A 15,414-nucleotide genomic window follows, 5' to 3' on the forward strand; every position below is an offset into this window, starting at 1 on the left:
CACAAGTCCGGCCGTTCGGCGATGACCTGCCAGTTCCGCTGCGGCAACGCGTGCGCGCACGAGGTGGGCAACGCGAGCGGCAACGCCTACTTCGGCGACGTCGTCGCCGAGGCGCTGACCCGGCGGGGCGTGCTGCGCGCCGGCGCCCTCGGCGCGCTGGTCGTCGGCGCCGGTGTGGCGGGCGCCGTGCCGGCGCTGGCCGAGCCGACCCCCGAGGCCGCCCCCGAGGACGCGGCCCGGTTCGGCGGTGGCGGCGACCTGCGCTTCAGCCCCGTGCCCCCGAACAAGGACGACGCGCTGCGCGTCCCCGACGGCTACGCCTCGGCCGTCGTGGTGCGCTGGGGCGACCCGGTGCTGCCCGACGCCCCTGCGTTCGACTTCGACCACCAGAGCGCCGAGGCGCAGGCCAAGCAGTTCGGCTACAACTGCGACTACGTGACGATGTTCCCGATGGGACGCGAGCGGGCCCTGCTGTGGGTGAACCACGAGTACACCAACGAGGCCCTGATGTTCCGCGGCTACAAGGACGGCACGGCCGCCCCCGAGGAGCAGATCCGGATCGCGCTGGCCGCCCACGGCGGCTCGGTGGTCGAGGTGGAGCGGGTGCGCGGCACCGGCCAGTGGAAGCTGGTGACGCGGGGCCGCAGGCGCTACAACCGCCGGATCACGGCGCTCACGCCGATGCGCTTCACCGGCCCGGCGGCGGGCAGCGACCTGCTGAAGACGGCCGCCGACCCGGCCGGGGCCAGGCCGGTCGGCATGCTCAACAACTGCTCCGGCGGCACCACCCCCTGGGGCACGGTGCTGACCGCCGAGGAGAACTTCGACCAGTACTTCGTCAACGGCGACAAGGTGCCCGCCGCGCAGAAGCCGTACATCGCCCGCTACACGATCCCGTCGGGCATCGCCTCCGGCAACCGGCGCTTCGACCGCGTGGAGGAGCGCTTCGACCTGGCCAAGCACCCGAACGAGGTCAACAGGTTCGGCTGGGTCGTGGAGATCGACCCGTTCGACCCGGACGCGGAGCCGGTCAAGCGGACCGCGCTCGGCCGCTTCAAGCACGAGGCCGCCAACACGACGCTGGCCCGCGACGGCCGGGTGGTCGTCTACATGGGCGACGACTCGCGCTTCGAGTACGTCTACAAGTTCGTCTCCAAGGACCGCTACATCCAGGGCTTCGACCGGCACAACCGCAAGCTGCTGGACGAGGGCACGCTGTACGTGGCGAAGTTCACCGGCGACAGCCCGGCGGCCGAGATCGACGGCTCCGGCAAGCTGCCGTCGGACGGCGCGTTCGACGGGTCGGGCGAGTGGATCCCGCTGGTCTCGGGCGACAGGTCGTTCGTGGACGGCATGACCGCCGCCGAGGTGCTGGTCTACACCCGCGCCGCCGCCGACAAGGTGGGCGCCACGAAGATGGACCGGCCCGAGGACATGGAGCGCAACCCGGTCAACGGCGCCGTCTACATCGCGCTGACCAACAACTCCAACCGCGCCCCGGCGCAGGTGGACGAGGCCAACCCGCGCCCGTCGAACAAGCACGGCCACGTCCTGGAGCTGGTGGAGCGGCGCGACGACGCCGCCTCGACCACGTTCGCCTGGTCGCTGGTGCTGGTCTGCGGCGACCCGAACGACGCCTCCACCTACTTCGCCGGCTACGACAAGACCAAGGTCTCGCCGATCTCCTGCCCCGACAACGTGGCCTTCGACCGCGACGGCAACCTGTGGATCGCCACCGACGGCAACGCGCTCGGCACGAACGACGGCCTGTTCGTGACGCCGGTGCGGGGCAGGGAGCGCGGGCACGTGCGCCAGTTCCTGACGGTGCCGATCGGCGCCGAGACCTGCGGCCCCATGGTCACCTCGGATCAGCGCAGCGTCTTCGTGGCGGTGCAGCACCCGGGCGAGGTGGACGGCGCGACCCCCGACAGCCCGGTCAGCCACTGGCCCGACGGGGAGGGCGGCCAGCCCCGGCCGTCGGTCGCGGTCGCCTGGCACGCCGAGGGCAAGAAGATCGGTTCCTGAAAAACAGATTGACCTGAACATAACTTGAGGTCCTACGCTTCCATGCATGAGCATGGAAGTGATCGCATGGCAGCAGCTCTACTCGATGGGCAACCAGAAGGAGCGTCGCCCGATCTCCCGGGCGACGCTCCGCCGTGTCTGGGGCTTCGCCCGGCCCCACCGCCGCAGGATCACGCTGTTCCTCGGGCTCAGCATCGTGATGGCGGCACTGGCGGTCGCGCCTCCCGTGCTCGCCGGCCGGGTGCTGGACGCGATCGGCAAGGGTGAGCCGCTCGGCGTCGTGGTCGGCCTGGCCGCGCTGATCGGCGGCCTGGCCGTCGCCGAGGCGGGCCTCGGGCTGGTGAACCGGTGGCTGTCGGCCGGCCTGGGCGAGGGGCTGATCCTCGACCTGCGCACGGCCGTCTTCGACCACGTGCAGCGCATGCCGATCGCGTTCTTCACCAGGACCCGTACTGGTGCGCTGGTCAGCCGCCTCAACAACGACGTGATCGGCGCGCAGCGGGCGTTCACCGACACGCTGTCCAGCGTCGCGGGCAACGTCGTGACGCTCGTGCTGTCGCTCACCGTGATGGTCGGCATCTCGTGGCAGATCACGCTGCTGGCCCTGCTGCTGCTCCCGGCGTTCGTGCTGCCGGCGCGGCGGGTCGGCGTCCGGCTGGCCCGGATGCGGCGCGAGGCGGCCGACCACAACGCGGCGATGGGCACGCAGATGACCGAGCGGTTCTCCGCGCCGGGCGCGACCCTGGTCAAGCTGTTCGGGCGCCCGGTCCGCGAGTCGGAGGAGTTCGCCGCGCGGGCCCGGCGGGTGCGCGACATCGGCGTCCGCACCGCGATGGCGCAGTCGGTGTTCGTGACCGCGCTGACCCTGGTCTCCGCGCTCGCCCTGGCCCTCGTGTACGGCCTGGGCGGCTTCTACGCGCTGCGCCACCAGCTCGACGCGGGCTCGGTCGTGGCGCTGGCGCTGCTGCTCACCCGCCTGTACGCCCCGCTGACGGCGCTGGCCAGCGCCCGCGTGGACGTCATGAGCGCGCTGGTGAGCTTCGAGCGGGTCTTCGAGGTGCTGGACCTGGAGCCGCTGATCAAGGAGCGGCCCGGCGCGGTGGCCGTGCCGGAGGGGCCGGTCTCGGTGGAGTTCGACGACGTGCGCTTCGCCTACCCCTCGGCCGACAAGGTGTCGCTCGCCTCGCTGGAGGAGGTCGCCGCCCTCGACAACCGCGGCGGGGTCGAGGTGCTGCACGGCGTCTCGTTCCGGGCCGAGCCCGGCCAGATGGTCGCCCTGGTCGGCTCGTCCGGCGCGGGCAAGTCCACGATCGCCCAGCTCCTGCCCCGCCTGTACGACGTGGACGAGGGCGCCGTCCGGCTGGCCGGGGTGGACGTGCGCGACCTGACGGCCGCCTCGATCCGCGAGACGCTCGGCATGGTCACCCAGGACGGCCACCTGTTCCACGACACGATCCGGGCCAACCTGCTGTTCGCCCGGCCGGAGGCGTCGGAGGAGGAGGTCTGGGACGCGCTGCGCCGCGCCAGGCTCGGGGCGCTGGTCGAGTCGCTGCCCGACGGGCTGGACACCGTCGTGGGCGAGCGCGGGTACCGGCTGTCGGGCGGCGAGCGGCAGCGGCTGACCATCGCCCGCCTGCTGCTCGCCCGGCCCCGGGTGGTGATCCTCGACGAGGCCACGGCCGCGCTCGACTCCACCTCCGAGGCGGCCGTCCAGGAGGCGCTGGGCGAGGCGCTGGCCGGCCGCACCGCGGTGGTGATCGCGCACCGGTTGTCCACGGTCCGCGCGGCCGACCAGATTCTGGTGATCGAGGACGGGCAGGTCGTCGAGCGGGGCACCCACGCCGAGCTCCTCGCCGCGGGGGGCCGCTACGAGGAGCTGTACCGCACTCAGTTCGCCGAGCCGGCGGTGGCCGGGGCCGTCTGAGCCGCCGGGGCGCCCTCCGGGGCGCCGGACGCCCGCCGGGAGCGCAGCGCGTACAGGCTGACCGGGAGGCCCACCAGCACGATGGTCGCGGCGACGACCAGCGTGAAGCGGTAGGCGTCGATGAAGGAGGCCGGGTCCGTGCTGCCGCCCCGGTGGGCGTTCAGGAGCGCGCCGAGGACCGTGATGCCGAGCAGCCCGAACACCTGGCGGGAGACGTTCAGCACGCCGGAGGCGACGCCCGAGCGGCCCGCGGGCATCGCGCCGACCACGGCGGCGGTCAGCGGGACCAGCAGGCCGGCGCCGACGCCGTACAGCAGGAACCAGGGCAGGACGTCGGTGTAGCCGCCGTCGGCGCCGATACCGGACATCAGGAAGAGCGCGACACCCATGAGCGCGATGCCGGCGGCCACGGTGCGGGCGATGCCGATCGCCGCGCTGATCCGCTGCGACAGCATCGCGACGACCGCCATGACCAGGGCCATCGGCACGAACGCGGCGCCCGCCTCGATGGGGGAGAAGCCCAGCGTGTTCTGCAGCCACAGGGCGCTGAAGAAGTAGACGCCGAAGACTCCGAACGACCACAGGCCGCTGGTCAGCGCGCCGCCGGAGAACACCCGCGACCGGAAGACCGACAGGTCGATCATCGGCTCCGCGCTCCGCGTCTCCACCAGCACGAACGCCACGGCGGCGGCCATCGCGACGCCGATCGCGCCGAGGATCTCGGGGGAGGTCCAGCCGGCGCCCTCGCCCTCGATGAGGGCGTACGTCACGGCGACCAGGGTGATGGCGGAGGTGGCCAGGCCGGGGACGTCCATGCTGCGCCGGACCCGGGTGAAGGAGGGGTGCACCGCCCACAGTCCGAGCCCGAGCGTCACCACGCCGATCGGCACGTTGATGAGGTAGATCCAGCCCCAGTGCAGCCGCTCGCTGATGAAGCCGCCGGCCAGCGGGCCGAGCGCCATCGACAGGGAGCCGGTCGCGCTCCAGATGCCGATGGCCCTGCCGCGCTCACCGGGGTCGGGGAAGATCTGGCCGATCAGCGAGAGCGCGGTCGGGGTCAGCAGCGCCGCGCCGACGCCCTGGACCGCGCGGGCCGCGATGAGCGCCGCCTGCCCGGTGGCCAGGCCCGCGGCCAGCGACGCCAGCGTGAAGACGGCGAGGCCGGCGAGGAACGTCCGCCGCGCGCCGATCACGTCGGCGAGCCGGCCGCCGACCAGCATCAACCCGGCGAAGACCAGGATGTAGCCGCTCACGATCCACTCCAGCCCGGAGATCGTCAGCCCCAGCTCCCGCTGGATGGTCGGCAGCGCGACGTTGCCGATGTTGTTGTCGAGGTACGTCATGAAGGTGCCGAGCGTCACCGCTCCGAGCGCCCACCACTTCTTCCGGTCCACGGGGTCTCCTATACGCCGTACTTGTACGTCGTATAGCTAACTTGTACGTCGTATAGTTGTCAACCGTGATGGGAAAACTGAGCGCGACCGCGATCGTCGAACGGGCCCTGGAGATCGGTGACACCGAGGGGCTCGACGCCGTGACGATCCGCCGTCTGGCCACCGACCTCGGCGTCACCCCGATGGCCCTGTACTGGCACTTCAAGAACAAAGAACAGCTCGTCGCCGGCCTGGCCGACCACCTGATCGCCGGGTTCGCGCCCGAGTCCGACGACGACCGGCCGTGGCAGGAGCGCATGCGCGGCCTCATCCAGGGGCTGATCGCCATGCTGCGCGCCCACGCGTGCGCCAAGAGCGTCCTGGAACAGGTCGACCAGATGGCCGTGCCGAACTTCCTCACCGTCTGGGACCTGGCGCTCCGCCTGTCCCGGCAGGCCGGGTTCGGCGTGGAGGAGAGCTGCGTGATCTCCAAGTACATCCTGCAGAGCGCCATCGCGATCGCCGACGCGCCCGTCCACTACTCCGCGCGTCACACGCCGGAGGAGGCCGCCGAGATCGTCCGCCGCAAGCGGGCCGGCCTCCAGTCGCTGCCCGCCGACCGCTACCCGTACCTGGTGGAGATGGCCGCGCCCATGGTCGGCGGCATCTCCCGCGAGACCTACGACACCTTCGGCGTGGACCTCATCCTCAGCGGCATCGAGTCCCTGGCCGCCCGCCGTTAGAGTTCGACCATGACCTTCCAGCTCGTGTGCGAGATCGAGCCGCCGACCAAGCCCGACCTGAAGCGCGTGCGCCACCAGATCGGCACGCTGAGCACCATCGCCGACACCTTCCTCATCCCCGACAACCACATCGGCCGGGCGACCGTGTCCAGCGTGGCCGTGGCGCACGAGGTGCAGGCGATGGGCGGGCGCAGCATCGCCTGCCTCAACTCCCGCGACCGCAACCTGCTCGGGTTCCGGCGCGACCTGCTGACGGCCGCCGCCTACGGCGTCGACCGCTTCCTGTTCGTCTACGGCGACAAGCCGGCCAGCGGCAACCGCACCAGCGACCTGACCGTGCGCTCGATGATCGAGGAGGCCAGGCAGTTCTCGCCGGGCGTCCAGGTCGGCGCGGCGGCCGGCCTGCGCCCGCTGCCCGCCTGGAAGCGGGCGGCCGACTTCCTGTTCGTCCAGGCCGGGTTCTCGATGGAGACGCTGCTGCGCTGGCGCGAGGCCAACCAGGTGGAGGCGCCGGTGTACGCGGGCGTCATCGTGATCGCCAGCGAGCGCCACGCGCACGCCCTCTCGGCGGCCATCCCCGACATCGCGATCCCGGACGACCTGGTGCGCCGGGTGGCGGCCGACCGTTCGGCGGGCGTGGAGGCGGCCTGCGAGCGCGTGCTGGCCATCCGCGACTCGGGCGCGTTCGACGGCGTCCACCTGATCCCGGTCAGCCGCTACCGCGACGTGGAGGCGCGCCTGTCAGCCACCCTCGGCTGAGCGGGCGAGGGAAGGCGAGCGGGCGAGGGCGGACAGGGCGGCGCCGAGGAGGGCGACGCCGCACAGCACCGTGTACGCCCGCGCGAACCCGTCCATCAGCCGCTCCACCCCCACCGGCGACAGCTCCGACAGCGTCCCCGCGTACACCTGGGCGCCCAGCGACGGCCCCACCGACGCGGCCAGCACGCTCAGTGACACGCCCACGCTGAGCACGACGCCCACGTTCATGACCATGAGCCGGAAGCCGTTGACCACCCCCAGGCTCCCGCCGGGCAGCGCCCGCATCACGTGCGTGGTGTTGCCGGTCAGGAACGCGCCGCTGCCGCACCCGGCCACGAACAGCCCAACGCCGATCACCCAGTACGGCGTGCCGGCCCCCGCCGTCAGCGCGAGCGCCGCCAGCCCCGCCGCGCTCATCAGCGCCCCGCCCACGGCCAGCGCGTACGGCGAGACCCGCCGCCCGAGCGCGCCCGTGACCGGCGAGGCCACCGCCATGCCCACCGGCACCGGCAGCACGCCGAGCCCGGCCGTGAAGGCGTCCACGCCCCGGGCCGCCTGGAAGTACAGCGCCACCAGCAGGATCAGCGACGCCCGCGCCATGGCGTTGCAGAACGACGCGAGGTTGGCGCAGGCCAGCAGCCGACCGCCGAACAGCCGCGGGTCCAGCACCGGATGCGCGGCCCGCCGCTCCACCAGCACGATCACCGGCGCCAGCACCGCGAACACCGCCGCGCCGCCGAGCACGACCGGGGCGGTCAGGCCGGCCGAGCCCGCCTCCGACAGGGCCAGCAGCAGGGCCGACAGCGCGGCGAACACCAGCGCGTTGCCGAGCGCGTCCACCGGCTGCCTCGGCCCGCGGGGCATCCGGCGCAGCGTCACGGCGCCCCAGGCCACGGCCACGATCCCGGCCGGCACGTTCACCCAGAAGATCCACTGCCAGCCGGCCGTCTCGGCGATCAGCCCGCCCAGCGTGGGCCCGGCGAGCTGGGCCACCGACAGGGTGCCGATGTAGACGCCCATGCCCTGGCTGAGGCGGTCCGGCGGGAACGCGTCGGTGATGATGACGGTGCCGTTGGCCAGGATCATCGCCGCCCCGACGGCCTGCACCACCCGCATCGCGACCAGGAACCACACCCCGGGGGCGAACCCGGCCAGCAGCGAGGCCACCGTGAACAGGGCGAAGCCCGCCAGGTACACCTCGCGCCGTCCCACCAGGTCGGCGACCCGGCCGAAGAACACCAGGCTGGCCGTGCTGACCAGCAGGAACGACAGCAGGATCCAGCCCGACTCGAACGGCCCGGCCCGGAAGTGCCGCACCACCGAGGGCAGCGCCACGTTGAGCGTGCTCCCGGCGATCCCGATCAGCACCAGCCCGAGGCTGGTGACCGAGCACACCCGCCAGGCGTAGCGCATCCGGGAGGCGTAATCGGCCGCCGAGCCGCGGGAGGCGAGCTCCTCAGCGCGCACGCTTGCGCAGCCCCTCCAGGTCGTGGATCACCACCCGCCGCCGGCCGGTCTCGATCAGGCCCCGGTCGCGCAGGGTGCGTAACGCCTTGCTCACCGCCTCGCGGGAGGCGCCGGTCCAGCCGGCCAGCTCGTCCTGGGAGAGCGGCAGCGCCACCCGCACCCCGCCGTTGGTCTTCTCGCCGTAGCGGTCGGCCAGCTCCAGCAGGCGCGTCGCCACCCGTCCGGTGGTGTCGAACGCGCCGTACTCGACGCGCTTGCGGTCGGCGTCGCGCAGCCGTCCGGTGATCAGCCGCATGAGCAGCACCGCCACGCGCCCGTGGGTCTGCAGGAACGCGGGGAAGTCGCGGATCACGACGCCGGCGATCGGCTCCAGGCTCGTCACGGTCGCCGAACGGGGCGAGCCGTCGATGGCGCACATCTCGCCGAGCAGGGCCCCCGGCCCGCGCACGGCCAGCACCACCTCGGTGCCGCTGCTGGTGTGCGAGGACACCTTGACCCGGCCCTCGGTCAGCACGAGCACCCAGTCGGACGTGTCGCCCTCGGACATCACGGTGGACCCGCGCTCCCACCGGCGCGGCCGGCCGGCGGCGCGCAGGGCCGCGACCTCGTCCGGGGTGAGCATGGAGAGGAACTCGCCGGGCTCAGGGTTCATGGGCCCGATTATGTCCGCGAAGTGGCCGCCCCTTCTACGGCAAGGAGGTCAGAACGTACGCCGCGACGGGCTCCTCCTTGCCCTTGAGGCTCAGCCTGCCCAGCGGCGTGACGTCGGCGCCGTACCCGAGCTGCCGCAGCGTGGTGTCGCCGATGACGACCGTGCCCGGTTCGGCGAGCGACTGGAGGCGGGCGGCCACGTTCACGCAGTCGCCCATGGCGTTGAAGCCGCGCAGCTGCGGGCTGCCGATGTTGCCCACGAGAGCCGGCCCGGTGTTGACCCCGACCCGGAACGTCGGCCACTCCACGTCGTCCACCCGCTCCCAGGACACCTCCTCGGCGATCTCGGCCGCGGCCCGCTGCATGGCCAGCGCCGCCCGGCAGGCGGCCGCGGCGTGGTCCTGCTGCGCGGCGGGGGCGTTGAACAGCGCGAGCAGCGCGTCGCCGACGAACTGCACGATCGTGCCGCCGTTGTCGAGGATGCACGGCACGGCCGCCGAGTGGTAGCGGTTGAGCATCTCGACGATCTCGCCGGGCGTGACCCGCTCGGAGAACGTGGTGAAGCCCTTGAGGTCGGCGAACAGCGCGGTCAGCTCCTTGAGCTGCCCGCCGAGCTCCGCCTGCGACGGGTCGGCGAGCAGCGCCTGCGCCACGTCGGGCGACATGTACTGCCGGAACAGGGTGTCGAGCTCCTGGTAGAGGCGGGCGTTCTCCAGCGAGATCGACAGCTGCCCGGCCAGCGTGGCGGCCAGCGCCTCGTCCTGCGGGGTGCGGCCGACGGGCACCTCCAGCGCCCCGGCCAGCCGGCCCTTGACCGTCAGCGGGAAGGCGAGCAGGTGGTCGCGCCGCTCGGGCTGGTGGCCCGGGAAGTCGTACGCGCGGGAGCCGATGTGGGCGCGGCCCTCCGAGACCAGGCCGATCCGCACCTCGCCGAACGCCTGGCGGACGCGTTCGAGCGCGTCGGTCAGCAGTTCGGTCTCGGGCAGGCCGACGCGGGTGCGCGTGCTCACGTCCACGAGCGCGGCCAGCCGCTCCGACATCTCCCGCTCGTTGGCCAGCGCCTGGCCCGCCCGGTCGAGCACGGCGGCCTGGCCCTCGTTGAGCCGGAACTTGCCGGACAGCCGGGTCGCGGCCAGCGGCTCGCCCCGCCGTACGTGCTCGACCAGCTCCTCCAGCGCCTCGTCGTACTGCGCCTGGATGCGCGCCACGGTCGCCGACAGCGCCACCGAGTCGAACAGGCCCGCGCTCGACCCCTCGCGCCGGAACTGCAGGTAGGCGCTGTAGGCGACGAACACGAACGCGAAGGTCAGCAGGAGGTGCCATTCCCACCAGGTCAGGTGCCAGTTGTGCTGGGACATCCCGGCCGCCATCGACTCGGCCAGCAGCGCGTACGCGGTGATGAGGCTGACCAGCATCGCCGAGGGCCGCCGCCGGTGCAGCCGGAACATCATCACGGCCGCCGCCACGTACAGCGCGATGCCGGGCAGCGAGGCCCACGCCACCCAGGAGGAGTACGCGGTCAGCGGCGGCTCGCTGAGCGGCGTCAGCCCGTCGACCAGCGACGCCAGCCCCCACAGGATCATGAAGCCGACCAGTGCGCCCCGGATCAGGTGCCGGGCGGCGAGCACGGCCGCCGCCGCCCGCTCGCCCAGCGGCAGCGCCGAGGCGAACGCGAACCCCGCGGCGACGGTGAGCCCGGTCTGCTGTCCGAGGTCGAACCCGGCCGACCCGGTCGGCAGGATGACCCGCGGCGTCGCGAGGCCGTGCAGGAAGAAGAACCCGGCGCTGGTCAGGAAGACCATCGACACCAGGAACAGCCGGGCGTCGGCGCGCCGGGACGACGCCTGGCTGATCAGCCCGCCGAGCACCACGTTGACGCCGGCCACCATGATGATCATCCAGAAGTGGCTGGGGTTGTGCTGCCACATGACGTTCAGGTGCGGCTCGCTGAGCAGGAGCCAGAGGCCGAGCAGCGGGAGCGCCAGGTGAAGGGCCCAGACGACCCCCCGCACGGGCTGTGTGGCGGGCGGGAGGTAGGGGCTCTCCGTCGGCACGGTCGTCCTCCGTCGCGTGGGCTGACCCGATTATCCATCGGGGGCGCCGCCGCCGAACGCGTCCTTTTACGCAGAGCCGATCATCTTGACCCGTCAAGTGGCGTCAATGATCGTAGTCACTATTTGTGTCGTGATGAACACGTTATGTAGTAACTGTCATCCTCTGCAACGGTTGAAACGTGAACCTCATGCTCAACACGAGCACCAGTTCTTTGGAAGGAAAGCCGTGGCTATGAAGGTTCGCGGTGGGCGCACGCTCACGCTCGCCACTGTCGGAGCGCTCGCGCTGTCGCTCCTCGCCGTCGGTGGCGTCGCCACCGCCTCGTCCGGCGGCGAGGTGTACGCGTGCGTCAACAAGAAGTCGCGGTACGCGCGCATCGTCAACCCCTCCACCCCGTGCCGGAAGACCGAGATCCGGATGGTGATCGGCGGCGGCACCTCCACCACCACGGTCACGGAGGGCACGAAGGGCGACACCGGCGCTCAGGGCCCGAAGGGCGACACCGGCCCCCAGGGTCCCCGCGGTCCGCAGGGCCTGCCCGGCAAGAACGGCAAGGACGGCCTCAACGGCAAGGATGGGCTCAACGGCAAGAACGGTGTGGATGGCAAGGACGGCAAGGACGGCCTTCCCGGTAAGCCGGGCAAGGACGGCGAGGATGGCAAGCCGGGCCTGCCCGGCAAGGACGGCAAGGACGGCCTCAACGGCAAGAACGGCGTGGACGGCAAGGACGGGAAGAACGGCGTCGACGGCAAGGACGGCAAGGACGGCCTTCCCGGTAAGCCGGGCAAGGACGGCGAGGACGGCAAGCCGGGCCTGCCCGGCAAGGACGGCAAGGACGGCCTCAACGGCAAGAACGGCGTGGACGGCAAGGACGGCAAGGACGGCCTGCCGGGCAAGGACGGCAAGGACGGCGCCACCTACACGAGCTACACCAAGAGCGCCTCGCTCAGCGGCGGCTCCGGCTCCGTCTCCTGCAACCCCGGCGACCTGGTGACCGGCGGCGGCTTCAACGTGAACGCCTCCTCCACGGTGACCTCCAGCATGCCGAACGGCAACGGCTGGTCCGTGACCGCGACCAAGAACGGCAACGACTTCGCCGGCAACTCCGGCACCGTCTACGTCGTCTGCCTCAAGAAGTCCTGAGGACCCGAGAACGGCGAAGGGCCGGTACGGCGCACCGTACCGGCCCTCGACGCGTCACTCAGCCGAACAGCGCCGGCAGCGTCGCCGTGTGGGTCTCGCGCAGCTCGGCGACCGGCACCTCCAGCACGCCCTCGACGACCAGCGCGTCACCCCCGGTGAGGCCCAGCCCGTAGCAGGGCACCTCGTGCTCGGCGCAGAGCGCGGCGAACTCCTCGAACGCCTCCGGCCGGACCGCCACCAGCGCCCGCGCCGCCGACTCGCTGAACAGCCCGGTGAACGGGTCGTCGTTCAGCGTCACGGTGGCGCCGACGCCCCGGGCGAGGCACGCCTCGGCCAGCGCGATCGCCAGGCCGCCGTCGGACAGGTCGTGCGAGCCCTCCAGGAGCCCGCGCCGGGCGGCCTCGACCAGCACGGTGGCCAGCGCCTGCTCGGCCTCCAGGTCGGCCTGCGGCGGCAGCCCGCCGAGGTGGCCGTGGACGACGTTCGCCCACTCCGACCCGCCGAACTCCTCGCGGGTCTCGCCGAGCAGCGCCACCCGCAGCCCCTCGCCGGTGAACCCGGACGGCACGCGCCGGGCCACGTCGTCGATCACGCCGAGCACGCCGACGACCGGCGTCGGGTGGATGGCGGCGGAGCCGGTCTGGTTGTAGAAGGAGACGTTGCCGCCGGTCACCGGCACGCCCAGGGTGCGGCAGGCGTCGGCCAGGCCGCGCACGGCCTCGGCGAACTGCCACATGACCTCCGGGTCCTCGGGGGAGCCGAAGTTGAGGCAGTTGGTGACGGCCAGCGGCTTGGCGCCGGTCACGGCGACGTTGCGGTACGCCTCGGCCAGCGCGAGCTGCGCCCCCGCGTACGGGTCGAGCTTGGCGTAGCGGCCGTTGCCGTCGGTGGCGAGCGCGATGCCGCGCGTCGTCGGCTCGGCCCCGTCCATCACCTCGGAGACGCGCAGCACACCGGCGTCGGCCGGCTGGGCCAGCACGGTGTTGGAGCGGACGTAACGGTCGTACTGGGAGGTCACCCACTCCTTGTCGGCCAGGTTGGGCGAGCCGAGCAGCCGCAGCAGCGTCGCGCGCAGGTCGGTGGGCCGTTCCAGCCGGTCGGGGGTGTCGGCGTTGAGCGCGGCCTGACCGGCGGGCTCCTGGTAGGGGCGCTCGTAGACGGGGCCCTCGTCGGCGGCGGTGCCCGGCGGGATGTCCACGATGACCTCGCCGTCCCACGTCATCACGAGGCGGCCGGTGTCGGTGACCTCGCCGATGACGGTGGCCGGCACGTCCCACTTCTCGCAGATCGCCATGAACGCGGAGATGTCCTCGGGGCGCACGACGGCCATCATGCGCTCCTGGGACTCGCTCATCAGGATCTCCTCGGGCCGCAGCGACGGGTCGCGCAGCGGGACGAGGTTGAGGTCGACGGTCATGCCGCCGGTGCCCTTGGCGGCCAGCTCGGTGGTGGCGCAGGAGACGCCGGCCGCGCCGAGGTCCTGGATGCCCACGACCACGTCGGCCGCGTACAGCTCCAGGCAGCACTCGATGAGCAGCTTCTCCATGAACGGGTCGCCCACCTGCACGGCGGGCCGCTTGGCGTGCGACTCGTCCTCGAAGGTGGCGCTGGCGAGCACCGAGGCGCCACCGATGCCGTCGGGGCCGGTCGAGGCGCCGAACAGCACGACCTTGTTGCCGGGGCCGGGCGCGGTGGCCAGCTTGATCTGGTCCTTGCGCAGCAGGCCGACGCAGAGCGCGTTGACCAGCGGGTTGCCGATGTAGCAGGGGTCGAAGACGACCTCGCCGCCGATGTTGGGCAGGCCCAGGCAGTTGCCGTAGTGGCTGATGCCCTCGACGACGCCGGGCAGCACCCGCCGCGTGTCGGGGGCGTCGGCGGCGCCGAAGCGCAGCGCGTCCATGACCGCGATCGGGCGGGCGCCCATCGACATGATGTCGCGCACGATCCCGCCGACGCCGGTGGCCGCGCCCTGGTGCGGCTCGACGTACGACGGGTGGTTGTGCGACTCGATCTTGAACGTGGCGGCCCAGCCGTCGCCGATGTCCACCACGCCGGCGTTCTCGCCCATGCCGACGAGCAGCGCCTCGGACTTCGGCGCCTTGGTGGCGAACTGCCGCAGGTGCACCTTGGACGACTTGTACGAGCAGTGCTCGGACCACATGACGCTGTAGATGGCCAGCTCGGAGCCGGTGGGACGGCGGCCCAGGATCTCCTTGACCCGGTCGTACTCGTCCTGCTTCATGCCCAGCTCGGCGAAGGGCATCGGCTCGTCCGGGGTGCCCTCGGCGCGCTTGACGGAGTCGGCGCTCATCGAATCCCCTTGAAACGCGGCCCGCTGATGGTGTTTCCGGTAACGTGTTCGACGATGGCGATAACCAAGCCGTCAATGGCAAGAGTGACCTGGCCGCCGGGCTGGCGGACAGGTGAAACGCCTGTGGAGCTGATGTAAGACCTCAACGGGAGTTCCTTCCGGTCGGGCGGTCGGCGATGAAGCAGGAAACCTTCACTCGCGAGGGTGGAGAACCCTCTGCGGAGGGGGAGGTCAAGCGTTCACCAGCTTCTTGAGGATGGAACTGAAGAAGAGGCGTCCGTCGGTCGAGGGTGCTCCAACGAGCTCCTCGACCGCGTGCTCGGGGTGCGGCATGAGGCCGACCACGTTGCCCGCCTCGTTGGTGATGCCGGCGATGTCGTTCGTCGAGCCGTTCGGGTTGCCGACGTAGCGCACGACCACCCGGCCGGCGGCCTCCAGCTCGGCGATCGTGTCGGCGGAGGCGACGTAGCGGCCCTCGCCGTGCTTGATCGGCAGCACGATCTCCTGACCCTCGCCGAAGGACGACGTCCACGCGGTGGTGTTCCGCTCGACGCGCAGCGGCTGGTCGCGGCAGACGTAGTGCAGCGAGGCGTTGCGGGTCAGCGCGCCCGGCAGCAGGTGGGCCTCGCAGAGGATCTGGAAGCCGTTGCAGGTGCCGAGCACGGGCAGCCCGGCGCGGGCGGCCGGGATGAGCTCGTCCATGAGCGGCGCGAACCGGGAGATCGCGCCGCAGCGGAGGTAGTCGCCGTAGGAGAAGCCGCCGGGCAGGAAGACCGCGTCGACTCCCTTCAGGTCGTGGTCGGCGTGCCACAGCGGAACCGCCTGCGCGCCCACGAGGTGCACGGCCTTGGCGGCGTCCTGGTCGTCGAGAGTTCCTGGAAACGTGACTACGCCCACGCGGGCAGCGCTCATGACAGTCGTCCCCTTCTGAGGAATGCGCACGCGCGCCACCGTCTCTCAGGG

Annotated in this window: 11 protein-coding genes; 5 read left to right on the forward strand and 6 right to left on the reverse strand. The window is 72.0% G+C overall.

Annotated features, from left to right (window positions below; genetic code table 11):
• The first annotated feature begins 21 nt into the window (after nucleotides 1-21).
• Together HD595_RS20250 and HD595_RS20255 are read left to right on the forward strand one after the other, a co-directional pair.
• Nucleotides 22-2,025: a PhoX family protein gene (locus tag HD595_RS20250; protein WP_253781246.1), complete on the forward strand. Its 2,004-nt coding sequence runs from the start codon at nucleotides 22-24 to the stop codon at nucleotides 2,023-2,025.
• Nucleotides 2,026-2,071: 46 nt separating this feature from the next.
• Nucleotides 2,072-3,949 carry an ABC transporter ATP-binding protein gene (locus tag HD595_RS20255; RefSeq protein WP_253771275.1) on the forward strand — a complete coding sequence of 626 codons (1,878 nt, stop codon included), beginning with the start codon at nucleotides 2,072-2,074 and terminating at the stop codon, nucleotides 3,947-3,949.
• Here the strand turns inward: HD595_RS20255 and HD595_RS20260 are convergent.
• Nucleotides 3,913-5,343: an MFS transporter gene (locus HD595_RS20260; protein ID WP_253771277.1), complete on the reverse strand. Its 1,431-nt coding sequence runs from the start codon at nucleotides 5,341-5,343 to the stop codon at nucleotides 3,913-3,915. The two genes, HD595_RS20255 and HD595_RS20260, sit on opposite strands and share 37 nt — an antisense overlap.
• A gap of 68 nt (nucleotides 5,344-5,411) precedes the next feature.
• Here HD595_RS20260 and HD595_RS20265 point away from each other — a divergent pair, with 68 nt between their 5' ends.
• Both HD595_RS20265 and HD595_RS20270 read left to right on the forward strand, forming a co-directional pair.
• Nucleotides 5,412-6,065: a TetR/AcrR family transcriptional regulator gene (locus HD595_RS20265; protein WP_253781248.1), complete on the forward strand. Its 654-nt coding sequence runs from the start codon at nucleotides 5,412-5,414 to the stop codon at nucleotides 6,063-6,065.
• A 9-nt stretch (nucleotides 6,066-6,074) separates the two neighbouring features.
• Nucleotides 6,075-6,824 carry a methylenetetrahydrofolate reductase gene (locus tag HD595_RS20270; RefSeq protein ID WP_253771279.1) on the forward strand — a complete coding sequence of 250 codons (750 nt, stop codon included), beginning with the start codon at nucleotides 6,075-6,077 and terminating at the stop codon, nucleotides 6,822-6,824.
• On the opposite strand, the gene HD595_RS20275 is transcribed toward HD595_RS20270, so the two are convergent.
• The 3 genes from HD595_RS20275 to HD595_RS46810 are packed head-to-tail and all read right to left on the reverse strand — an operon-like array spanning nucleotide 6,807 to nucleotide 10,996.
• A complete protein-coding gene (locus HD595_RS20275) occupies nucleotides 6,807-8,291 on the reverse strand; it encodes an MFS transporter (RefSeq protein ID WP_253771281.1) in 1,485 nt (494 codons plus the stop codon). The genes HD595_RS20270 and HD595_RS20275 overlap by 18 nt on opposite strands.
• On the reverse strand, nucleotides 8,281-8,943 hold the full coding sequence (locus HD595_RS20280; RefSeq protein ID WP_253771283.1) for a Crp/Fnr family transcriptional regulator: 663 nt from the start codon (nucleotides 8,941-8,943) through the stop codon (nucleotides 8,281-8,283). The genes HD595_RS20275 and HD595_RS20280 overlap by 11 nt, the downstream gene beginning before the upstream one ends.
• A 34-nt stretch (nucleotides 8,944-8,977) precedes the next feature.
• A complete protein-coding gene (locus HD595_RS46810; RefSeq protein WP_253771285.1) occupies nucleotides 8,978-10,996 on the reverse strand; it encodes an adenylate/guanylate cyclase domain-containing protein in 2,019 nt (672 codons plus the stop codon).
• Between the two features lie 232 nt (nucleotides 10,997-11,228).
• On the opposite strand from HD595_RS46810, the gene HD595_RS20290 reads away from it, so the two are divergent.
• Nucleotides 11,229-12,140 (forward strand): collagen-like domain-containing protein, encoded by a 912-nt coding sequence (locus HD595_RS20290; protein WP_253771287.1) that lies wholly within the window; start codon nucleotides 11,229-11,231, stop codon nucleotides 12,138-12,140.
• A 58-nt stretch (nucleotides 12,141-12,198) separates the two neighbouring features.
• Here the strand turns inward: HD595_RS20290 and purL are convergent, their stop codons facing one another.
• Nucleotides 12,199-14,451, reverse strand: coding sequence for a phosphoribosylformylglycinamidine synthase subunit PurL (purL, locus tag HD595_RS20295; RefSeq protein WP_253771289.1), 2,253 nt, complete (start codon nucleotides 14,449-14,451; stop codon nucleotides 12,199-12,201).
• Nucleotides 14,452-14,682: 231 nt separating this feature from the next.
• Nucleotides 14,683-15,363, reverse strand: coding sequence for a phosphoribosylformylglycinamidine synthase subunit PurQ (gene purQ, locus HD595_RS20300; protein ID WP_253771291.1), 681 nt, complete (start codon nucleotides 15,361-15,363; stop codon nucleotides 14,683-14,685).
• Nucleotides 15,364-15,414 lie beyond the last annotated feature (51 nt).

The organism is Nonomuraea roseoviolacea subsp. carminata, from assembly GCF_024172185.1.
In the GTDB taxonomy this organism is placed as follows: domain Bacteria; phylum Actinomycetota; class Actinomycetes; order Streptosporangiales; family Streptosporangiaceae; genus Nonomuraea; species Nonomuraea roseoviolacea.